General features: G+C 70.1%; 5 protein-coding genes. All 5 read right to left on the bottom strand.

Features of this window, described 5'->3' with window-relative positions; genetic code table 11:
- Nucleotides 1-280: 280 nt before the first annotated feature.
- Entirely contained in the window at nt 281-2,767 is a 2,487-nt protein-coding gene (gene sppA, locus D7X55_RS07790; RefSeq protein ID WP_121722676.1) for a signal peptide peptidase SppA, read from the bottom strand.
- A gap of 48 nt (nt 2,768-2,815) precedes the next feature.
- On the bottom strand, nt 2,816-4,024 hold the full coding sequence (locus D7X55_RS07785) for a PEGA domain-containing protein (protein WP_120548036.1): 1,209 nt from the start codon (nt 4,022-4,024) through the stop codon (nt 2,816-2,818).
- A gap of 28 nt (nt 4,025-4,052) precedes the next feature.
- Complete coding sequence (locus D7X55_RS07780; RefSeq protein WP_233609688.1) at nt 4,053-5,507, bottom strand: PEGA domain-containing protein; 1,455 nt, start codon at nt 5,505-5,507, stop codon at nt 4,053-4,055.
- A gap of 97 nt (nt 5,508-5,604) precedes the next feature.
- The gene (locus D7X55_RS07775) at nt 5,605-7,536 is read right to left on the bottom strand and encodes a type IIA DNA topoisomerase subunit B (protein WP_120548038.1); all 1,932 of its coding nucleotides are present in this window, start codon (nt 7,534-7,536) and stop codon (nt 5,605-5,607) included.
- Between the two features lie 10 nt (nt 7,537-7,546).
- Nucleotides 7,547-9,928, bottom strand: a complete 2,382-nt coding sequence (locus D7X55_RS07770; protein ID WP_199746894.1) for a DNA topoisomerase (ATP-hydrolyzing) subunit A — start codon at nt 9,926-9,928, stop codon at nt 7,547-7,549.
- Between the last annotated feature and the right edge of the window lie 186 nt (nt 9,929-10,114).

Here is a 10,114-nt window from a genome sequence, read left to right as displayed (position 1 = left end):
CTCATGGGGCTCCACGCGTGACGGCCCTTGAGGGCGGCGGCCTCGAGGGGCCGCCGGGGACGTCAGGAAGCAGGTTTTGGGACAGGAAGCCGGACGCGGGGCCTGCGAGAAGGCCGAAACCGCCGGTTCCTGAAGCCCCCCGACGGCCCTAGCGCCGGCCGGGAGGCACTCACCACCCTAACAGACGGCCTGGACGGGGTGCCCGCAATTTCGCCGCCCGTGCGCGTGGGTTGTCCACCGGGCGACCTCGCCGGCCCGGCCTCCAGGCCTCGGGGGCCCTTCAGCGGATGCGCACGCGGAAGGGCATCATGGCCTTCAGTCCGGGGCGCAGGAGCTCGGGCGACCCCAGGCCCAGCTCCCGGGCAAGCACCGCCAGCGTCTCCGGCGGCCGGGCCGGCAGCTCCGGCAGGAGCACCCCCGCCAGCGCGTGCACGCCGGGCTCGCCGCCCAGCCCGGAGAGGAAGCCGCGCGCGTCCCCCATGACGTCCAGGTCCAGCTCCTCCGCGGGGGGCACCTTCGCGCGCTTGCGAGCGGACGCCACGGCCTCCGGCAGGCCGCCCAGCCCGTCCACCAGCCCCCGGGCGAGCGCGTCCGTGCCGCTCCACACCCGGCCCCGCGCCACTGCGTCCACCTTGGCCTTGTCCATCTTCCGGTTGCGGGCGACCTCCGTGATGAACGTGTCGTAGGAGTCGTCCACCCAGGTCTGCACCGCGGCCGCCTGCTCCGGCGTCCACGGCTTCCACCACTCCAGCAGGTCCGCCAGGTCGCCGCGCTTGAGCGTCTCCTGGTTCACCCCCAGCTTCGCGCCCAGGCCCTCCAGCGCGGGTTTCGGGTAGAAGACGCCGATGCTGCCCGTCAGCGTGGTGGGCTCCGCCAGCACTTCATCCGCCGCCACCGCCGCGTAGTAGCCGCCGGAGGCCGCCGCGTCGCCCATGGAGGCGACGACGGGCTTGTGCTTCTTCGCCTCCAGCACCGCGCGGTACATCAGGTCCGACGCCAGCACGTCGCCGCCGCCCGAGTCCACGCGCAGGACGATGGCCACCACGGACGGGTCCTCCTGCGCCTGCTGCAGCGCGCGCACCACCGTCTCCGCGCCCGCCAGCTGCGCGAAGCCCAGCGGATCCTCGCGGCTGCGGCCCCCGGTGATGTCACCCAGCACCGGCACCACCGCGATGCGGCGGCGCAGGCCCCAGCGGTCCTCGCGCTCCTCGCGCGGCGAGTACGACGGGTGGTAGCGCATGCCCGGGAACCACTCCTTGACGCGCGCGTCCAGCTCCGTCGCGGACACCACGCCGTCCAGCAGTCCCGCCGCCTGCGCCCGCTTCGAGGACAGGATGCCCTGGGCCCACGCCGCGCGCAGCCGCTCCGGGGGCAGCTTGCGCCCGGCCTCCACGGCCTTCTCGTAGTGCGTCACCTGGGAGTCCAGGTACGCGTCCAGCGTCTCGCGCTCCGCGGGGCTCATGTCGGAGCGGGTGAACTGCTCCATTGCCGTCTTGTACTCGCCCACGCGCGCGACGTCCCAGTGCACGCCCAGCTTCTCCATGGTGCCGCCCAGCGATGTCACCGTGGCGGACAGGCCGTTGATGGGCAGCGACGCCTCCGTCAGCGCGTAGACGCTGTCCGCCGCGGACGCCACCAGGTAGCTGCGGTCATCCCCGGACAGCATCACCACCACGACCTTCTTGCCCGCCTCGCGCAGCTTGAGCAGCGACTGACGCAGCTCCTCCGCCGTGCCCCAGCCCACGCCGGGCAGGCCCTCCATCTTCACCACCACGCCCTTGAGCCGCTCGTCGCGCGTGGCCAGGTCCAGGAACTTCATCAGGCGCAGGTACGGGTCCACCTCGCTCACGCCCAGGAGGGCCAGCGCGGGGCTCACGCCGCCCGCGAGCATGTCGTCCAGGTCCAGGAGCGCCACCACGCCGCCGCCGCCGTGCAGGGAGCGGTAGCGCTCCGAGGACAGGCGCACCTGCAGCACGTGGTCCAGTCCCTCGCCGGCGCCGCCCGCCGCGTACGTCAGGCCCGCGTGGCCCAGGTCCACCGTGGCCGCGAACTGGAGCGCCAGTGGGATGCCGCTGACGAAGCCGTGGGACAGGCCACCGCCCAGCCGGATGCCGCGCACCACCTCCGCCTGGAGCGTGTACGTGGCCTGTCCCTCCCGGAAGCCTCCTTCCGCGAAGAGCCAGTCCACGCCCAGCGTGTAGCGCTCGCCCAGCGGGCGCAGGCCCAGGCCGAAGTTGTAGCGGCGCGGCAGCTTGAGGCCGTCCTGCTCCGGGGCGTTCAGGTCCCTGGCCACCGCGGCCAGCGACAGGAAGCGGAAGGGGCGCGCGGTGAGGCCCACGTCCCAGCTCGTCAGTCCGCTGATGCGGTGGTCATCCGAGCTGCTGAAGTCGTGCAGCGCGGCGCCCAGCTGCAGCGTGCGGGGCCCCAGCGACAGGCCGAAGGACGTCTTGCGGTAGTCCGGCGCGTTCTCCCCGCGGATCCACTCCAGGGAGAAGCCCGCCCCCAGGCCCAACAGGCGCGTGCCCAGGAAGACGGCGTCGCCCACCGAGTCCGACTGGAGGTTGCGCTCGTGGAGGTAGAAGAGCTGCCCCGCGTCCTGGAAGCCCAGGCCCGCGGGGTTGAGGGACAGCGCGGGCGCTTCGTCGATGAGGGCCGCGTTGGTGGGCGGCAGCGTCACGCCCCGGGGCGGGACGGAGGACTGGTCGACGGTGCCCGTCTGGGCGAGCGCGAGGCTGGGGAGGAGGGCGAGCAGCGGCAGTTGGCGCATACGGCCCGGGACTCTAGGTGCGAGCCGTCCCGGGACAAGCGCCGCGTGTCACCAGTCCTCGGTACCCGACACGTCGTCCAGCGGGTCCTCCCCGGAGTGCTTCTTGACGGACTGTCGGGAGTTGCCACCCCGGTCCTCGGAACCCCAGTCCTCCGCGCCGCTGCGGTTGTCCAGCGGGTCGCGCTTCTTCACGACCTGCTCACCCTCGCTGTTGAGGATATGGTTGACGACGCGCTCCATCTCCAACTTGAGCTGGCCGTACTCGTCACCCTGGAGCACCAGCTTGCGCGAACCCATCCGCTTGCCGTTCTTCACGTCGAAGTAGCCCACGGACAGCTCCGTGCCGCGCTCCGGGATGACGCGCACGGTGCCCACCATGGCCCGGTCCAGGCTCAGGGACTTGAGCAGCGCGACGATGGCGTTGGCCGGCTTGTCGCTGGGGCGCGACACGTCCGGAATCACCTTGTCCAGCTGGGCGTCATAGGCCTTGTAGGTGGCCGTCGGCGCCAGCACCGCGGTGACGTCCACGTCGTCCGGCGTCACTTCCGTGATCTGCCCGTACTGCCGGAAGCCCGGCCGCTCCATGCGCACCAGGTGCTTGCCCACCGGCAGCGTGGGCAGGGTGAGCGGGGTGTAGCCCACCGCCTCGCCGTCCACGTACACGCGGGCGCCCGCGGGCCGGGACTTGAAGGTGGCGCTGCCGCGCAGCTGCGAGGTGCGGCTGGTCGCCACCTGCACGCGCAGGCTGATGAAGTCCCGGCTGAAGCGCTTGGGGTTCAGCTCGAAGGTGGGGTTGAGCGCCATCAGGTCGATGAGCAGCAGCTTCGCCTCCTCCACGTCGCCCCGCAGCTGGAGGATGGCGCCGTGCAGCGCCAGCGCGTCGCACAGCGGGAAGCACGACGTCATGGACGCGACGGAGCCCTCCAGCTCCTTGAGGGTGGCGCGCACCTTGCGCTCCGCGTCCTCGTACTCGCGCGCCTCGAAGGCCTTGACGCTCTCCTCGTAGCCCTTCTTCGCGCGCGCGAAGGACGCCTGCGCGGCCGGGTCGTCCGGCAGGCCGAACAGGTCGCGCGGCTTGCGCACGGCGTAGTTGGCGAAGTTGCCGAGCGCGTCGTTCATGTAGCTCTCCATCTGCACCCCGGAGGACTCGGACGACGGGTCCATGGGGATGAGCAGCGCGGAGATCCGGCCCGACGCGGGCGGGGCCGACAACGCCAGGGCGGGCAGCAAGACGAGCGCGAGCGGAAGGGCTTTCATGAGGAGTCCTGTGCGCTTGACGCCCGGCCTAGAAGGAAATTCCACCGGGCAGACCATTCACCGGGTTGAAGCCCTGGCCGCGGTCCGTGGTGGCCACGTACACGACACCGGCCGTGACAGCCGCCACGCCCGCCGCCGCGGCCCAGAACCAGGGCTTGCGCAGCACGGAGTCGCTGGAGGACACGGACTCCTTCTCCTCCTTGGCGTTCCGCGGCAGGGCGGCGCCCGCGAGGAAGGTGTGCAGTTGATCCGCCGCGGCGTCCGCGCTGCCCTTGCCGTCGCGCTTGCCGAAATCCACCTCCACGCCGCGCAGGCGGTTCTTCGTGCGCAGGTCCCACGCCTGCACCTCGCCGTGCAGCCGGCCCTTCTTGTCCTGGAACGTGGCGGCCAGCACCACGTAGCGCGCGTTGAGCCGCTCGCCGATGGCGCCCACCTCCGGCGGCGTGCCGTCCGCGTCGAAGGCGGCCTCCGTGCCGGCCTTCGCCGCCGCGTCACGCAGCGCGGACAGGCCGGGCGCGGGGGCCAGCTTCGTCTTCAGCTCCGTGGGGGCGGACGGCTTCACCTCCGCGTACGTCGCGAACGGGGCGTAGCCGGGCAGCACCACCTGCACGGGGTAGTGGCCCGGGGCCAGCTTCGCGCCGGACAGCGGCGTGGTGCCCACCTCGCGGCCGCGCACCAGCACGCGCGCGCCCTGCGGCTGGGAGTTCACCACCAGCGAGCCCTGCGGCGCCGCGTTCAGCTCGCCCTGGGCCTCGGAGAACACCCGCTGCACGTCCTGGCCGAAGAGGGCCGCGTCCGGGCGCAGCGACGGCTCCGCCAGCAGCGCGTTCGTGAAGGCCGCCTTCGCGCCCGCCACGTCGCCGTTGAGCAGCTGGGACGCGCCCTGGAAGAGGTACGTCTCACCCAGCTTCTCCGGGCGCAGGTCGCCGGGGCGCTGCACGTAGGCGTCCGCGGCCGCCTTGAACTTCACCGCCGCGGTGTCCGGATCCAGGTTGTCGTACGCCGCGCGGCCCTCGTCGAAGAGGGCGTCACCGCGCGGGTTGGCCTGGGGCTCCGGCGGCGGGAAGGCCGTGGCCAGGTCCACGAACTGGATGTCGCCCGCGCCCGCCAGCTTCCGGTTGAGCGTGTCCTCCAGCTTCGCCGCGGAGTCCGTCGCGGCCGACTGCCGGGCCACGCCGAAGATGGCCACCGCGTTGGACGGCGCCGCGCGGACAATCTGGGCCGGCACGTCCGCCATCTTCTGCGGGGCCGCGGGAGTGACGGGGACCTGGGTGGCCGCCTTGGGCTCCACCGGCGCGTCGGAACGGGGGACCGCGTCCTCGGGCGGGGTGAAGGTGTCCTCGGGGACGGCCGCGGGCACCTTCTTGGTGGCGGCGGGGCGCTTCTTCTTCGCGGCGGTCTTCCGCTTGGTGGCGGCGTCCGCGGCGGGAGCGCTCAGCACGCAGGCGAGCGCGACAGTCAGGGCAAGGCGGGTGGTGTTCACGATTCGGCGGATGCTAGCCGACCGGAGGGGCGGAAGACCAATGCCCCACCCGGGACGGAAAAGCGCCCGTCCCGGGTGTGCGGGGACTCCCGTTTTCTCAGACGTCCAGCTCCTGGACCTCGCCCGCCATCTCGGTGATGAACTTGTAACGCGCCGAGACGTCCTTGCCCATCAGGTCATTGATGATGCGGTCGGTCTCCAGCGCGTTGTCGATGGTGACGCGCAGGCTGATGCGGTTCTTCGCATCCAGCGTCGTCGTCTTCAGCTCGTCCGCGGTCATCTCGCCCAGACCCTTGAAGCGCATGATGTTGGGCTTGGCGTTGCCCTTGGCCTTCTCGCGGATGATGCGGTCGCGGTCCGGTTCATCCAGGGCCCAGTACGTCTCCTTGCCAATGTCCACCCGGTACAGCGGCGGCTGGGCGATGTGCACCGCGCCCGCTTCGATGAGCGGACGCAGGTGACGGTAGAAGAACGTGAGCAGCAGCGTGGCGATGTGGTGGCCGTCGCTGTCCGCGTCCATCAGCAGGAAGACGCGGCCGTAGCGTAGCTTCGTGATGTCGAAGTCGGACCCGATGCCGCAGCCCAGCGCGCTGACGATGTCCTGGAGCTCCTTGTTGGTGGCCACCTTGTCGGTGGACGCCTGCTCCGCGTTGAGCACCTTGCCGCGCAAGGGGAGGATGGCCTGGGTGCGCCGGTCGCGGCCCTGCTTGGCGGAGCCACCTGCGGAGTCACCTTCCACGATGAACAGCTCGCTGGAGGCGGGGTCCGTGGACGAGCAGTCCGCCAGCTTGCCGGGGAGGTTCAGCCGGTGGCTGACCGCGGACTTGCGGCTGATGGCGGCGGAGGCCGCGCGGGACGCCTCACGCGCGCGGGCGGCCAGGATGATGCGCGCCAGCAGCGCTTCCGCGATGGACTTGTTGTCGTTGAACCACTTCTCCAGCACGGGGCGCACGGCGCTGTCCACCTGCGCCGTGGTCTCCGGGTTGTTGAGGCGGCCCTTCGTCTGCCCCTGGAACTGGGGCTCCACCACGTACACGGAGAGGATGGCGGTGATGCCCTCGCGGATGTCCTCCGCGGTGAGCGACACGCCCTTGGGCGTCAGGCCGTGCGTCTCGATGTAGTTGCGCATCGCCTTGACGATGGCCGCCCTCAAGCCCGCTTCGTGCGTGCCACCCAGGTTCGTGGGGATGCCGTTGACGTACGAGCGGATGTGCTCGTCCGTGGCCTCCGTCCACGCCAGCGCCACCTCCAGGCGGACCTCGTTGTCGCGCGAGAAGTAGAACGGCGTGCTGCCCGCGGGGACGATGGGCTTCTGGCGCTCGGACACGACCTTGGTGAGGTATTCGGCGATGCCGCCGTCGTGCTTGAACGTCTCCGACACGGGGGGCGTGGCCGTCTCGTCCTTCCAGACGACCGTCATCCCCTTGTGCAGGTAGCTCTTCGCCTCCAGGCGCTCGCGCACCAGGGCCGCGTCGAACTTCTGCTTCTCACCGAAGATTTCGGCGTCCGGCTCGAAGGTGATGGACGTGCCGGTGCCGCGCGCCGGGCCCTCCACCTTGAGGGCGCTGGTGGCCTTGCCGCGCGCGTACGACTGCACGTGGCGCTTGCCGTCCTTCTTGATTTCGATGAGCAGCTTGCTGGTGAGCGCGTTCACCACGGAGCTGCCCACGCCGTGCAGACCGCCCGAGTGGATGTAGTTGCCCTGCTCGAACTTGCCGCCCGCGTGCAGCGTCGTGAGGATGACCTCCACGGCGGGCTTCTTGTGCTTGGGCATCATGTCCACGGGGATGCCGCGCCCGTTGTCCACGACGGTGATGGACTTGCCGCCCTTGTGGAGCGTGACCTCGATGAGGGACGCGAAGCCGTTGATGACCTCGTCCACCGAGTTGTCGACGATCTCCCAGAGGAGGTGGTGGTAGCCCGTGCTGTCGGTACCCCCGATGTACATGGCCGGGCGCTTGCGCACCGGCTCCAGGCCTTCCAGGACCTGGATGTCCGCGCCTGTATAGGTGTCCTTCTTGGTCGCCATGGCCTTCCCGCTACTCCTTCTTCTCCGGCAGCGGCACGAAGGTGACGGGCTTCGCCACCTCCTTCACCGTGTCGCGCTTGGACATCTCATGGCCCTTGCCGCCGCGGCCCGTCACGCCGAACTTCGCCGGTGACAGGTGCAGCTTGCGGCCCTTCTGCGTCTCGAACTCCAGCGTGGCGTCCTTCTGACTGGCCGGCGCCGCGAGGAAGTCCACCACCTTGTCGCCCGCGTCCACCTTGATGACCTGGACGCCCTTGCCCGGGCCGGCCAGTTCATTGACCTCCGACACCTTGCAGACGAGGGCGTTGGTCTTCTCCGTGAGGATGGCGAGCAGGTCCTTGTCGCCCACCGGCTGCGTGCCGATGATCTCGTCGCCCTCGCCCGTCTTCGCGTAGCGGCGGCCGGCGCGGGTGGACACTTCCGTGTGCGGCGCCAGCAGGAAGCGCAGGCCCAGGCCCTGGCGCGTCACCGCCACCAGCTTCTCCGGCTGGGGCAGGCGGGCGTCCTGGGACAGGGCGCCCACCACGCGCTCGCCGTCGTCGAACTTGAACAGCTTCTGCACCGGGTCACCGTAGCCGGTGGAGGCCGGCACGTCGTTGAAGCGGGTGACGTACGCGGTGCCGAAGTTGCTGAACAGCACCAGGTTCGCCTTCAGGCTGCCGGCGAGCACCGCCATCACCGCGTCGCCTTCACGCAGGCGCGTGGTGGACGGGTCCTTCACCTCGCGCACGCGCTTGATCCACCCGTCGCGCGTGATCACGACGTGGGCGTCCTCGTCCGCGATGAACGCCTCCGCGGAGAACTCCATCTCCTCGGAGCCGGCGCCGCCAATGCGCGTGCGGCGCTTGTCGGTGTACGCCGTCTTCAGGCCGGCCAGCTCGTCGTGGATGACGGCCCAGCGCTTCTTCACGTCCTTGAGGATGCCCTCGATGCGCTTGATCTCCGCGCGCTTCTCCTTGAGCTCCTTCTGGACGATGAGGATCTCCAGGCGGGCCAGCTTGTAGAGGCGCATCTCCAGGATGGCGTCCACCTGGATCTCATCCATCTTGAAGCGCGCCATCAGCTTCTGGGCCGCGTCCTGCTTGCCCTCGGACTGGCGGATGATCCGGATGATCTCATCCAGCGCGTCGTAGGCCTTCTCGAAGCCCTCGAGGATGTGGACGCGCCGCTTGAGCTCCGCCAGCTCGTGCTCGAAGCGCTTGGTGACGATCTCCAGGCGGAAGTCGAGGAAGTAGCGGAGGATGGACTTGAGGTCCAGGCGCTTGGGCGTGCCGACGTCCGGGTTGTCCGACGGCACGAGGCACGTGAGGTTCACGCCGAAGTTCGTCTGCAGCGGCGTGTGCTTGTAGAGGTACGCCATCACCAGCTCGGGGTTGGCGTCCTTCTTGAGCTCCAGCACGATGCGCACGTCCTTGGTGGACTCGTCGCGCACGTCCGTAATCAGCGGCAGCTTGCGCTCGCGGACCAGCTCGCCAATCTTCGCGACGAGCGTGGACTTGTTCACCGTGTACGGGATGGAGGTGACGACGATCATCTGACCGCCGCGCTTGAGCTCCTCCAGCTTGTACTCGCCGCGGATGCGGACGGAGCCCTGGCCCGTCTCGTAGATTTCGCGCAGCTCCTTCTTGTCGTTGAGGATCTGCCCGCCGGTGGGGAAGTCCGGACCCTTGATGAACTTCAGAAGGTCCTTCGTCTCCAGCTCCGGGTTGTTGATGAGCGCCAAGAGCGCGTCCACCAGCTCGCCCAGGTGGTGGGGCGGGATGTTGGTGGCCATGCCCACCGCGATGCCGGTGGTGCCGTTCATCAACAGCTGCGGCACGCGCGCCGGGATGACGACGGGCTCCTCGCGGGTGCCGTCGTAGTTGGGGCGGAAGCGGACGGTCTTGCTGTCCAGCTCACCCAAGAGCTCCGTGGCCAGCTTCTCCAGGCGGCACTCGGTGTAGCGGTAGGCGGCGGCGGAGTCGCCGTCCAGCGAGCCGAAGTTGCCGTGCCCGTCCACCAGCGGGTAGCGCAGGGAGAAGTCCTGCGCCATGCGCACCAGCGCGTCGTAGATGGCCGTGTCGCCGTGCGGGTGGTAGCGGCCCATGATGGCGCCGACGACCTGCGCGCACTTCTGGTACTTCGTGTCGAACGACAGGTTCAGGTCGTTCCACATGCCGTAGAGGATGCGGCGCTGCACCGGCTTGAGGCCGTCCCGCACGTCCGGAAGGGCGCGCGAGGTGATGACCGACAGGGCGTAGTTGAGGTACCGGCGGCGCGCTTCCTCGGCCAGGCCCGCGGGCAGACCGTCGCCGCCGCCACCGGCGCCGGACGCGCCGCCGCCTCCCTTGCCTCCGCCCCCTGCCGGGCCTCCCTGCTTCTTGCGCGACTTCGTTTCGGCTTCTGCGAGCATGGTCATGGAATCCAGATGGGTGTCACACGGGCCGACCGTCCCGCTCGTGACGCGGCGCGCGGGCGTGCCGCCGTGCGCGCTGCGACTACCAGTCGGGTCGGCCACTCGACGTCAGATGGCCGGGACTACCATGGGCCTCTGACATTGAGAACGAATTCGGGAGGTTGCGTCGTCTCCCACGCGGGA

It is taken from the genome of Corallococcus sp. AB049A, assembly GCF_003668885.1.
In the GTDB taxonomy this organism is placed as follows: Bacteria; Myxococcota; Myxococcia; order Myxococcales; family Myxococcaceae; genus Corallococcus; species Corallococcus interemptor.
The sequence above is the reverse complement of the archived record's forward strand: the minus strand, read 5'-3'. Positions and strand labels throughout refer to the sequence as shown.

Bases quoted from the DNA above. Each gene is read 5' to 3' on its own strand.
- D7X55_RS07770 (WP_199746894.1), bottom strand. From the start codon at position 9,928: ATGCTCGCAGAAGCCGAAACGAAGTCGCGCAAGAAGCAGGGAGGCCCG.
- D7X55_RS07775 (WP_120548038.1), bottom strand. From the start codon at position 7,536: ATGGCGACCAAGAAGGACACCTATACAGGCGCGGACATCCAGGTCCTG.
- D7X55_RS07785 (WP_120548036.1), bottom strand. From the start codon at position 4,024: ATGAAAGCCCTTCCGCTCGCGCTCGTCTTGCTGCCCGCCCTGGCGTTG.
- sppA (WP_121722676.1), bottom strand. From the start codon at position 2,767: ATGCGCCAACTGCCGCTGCTCGCCCTCCTCCCCAGCCTCGCGCTCGCC.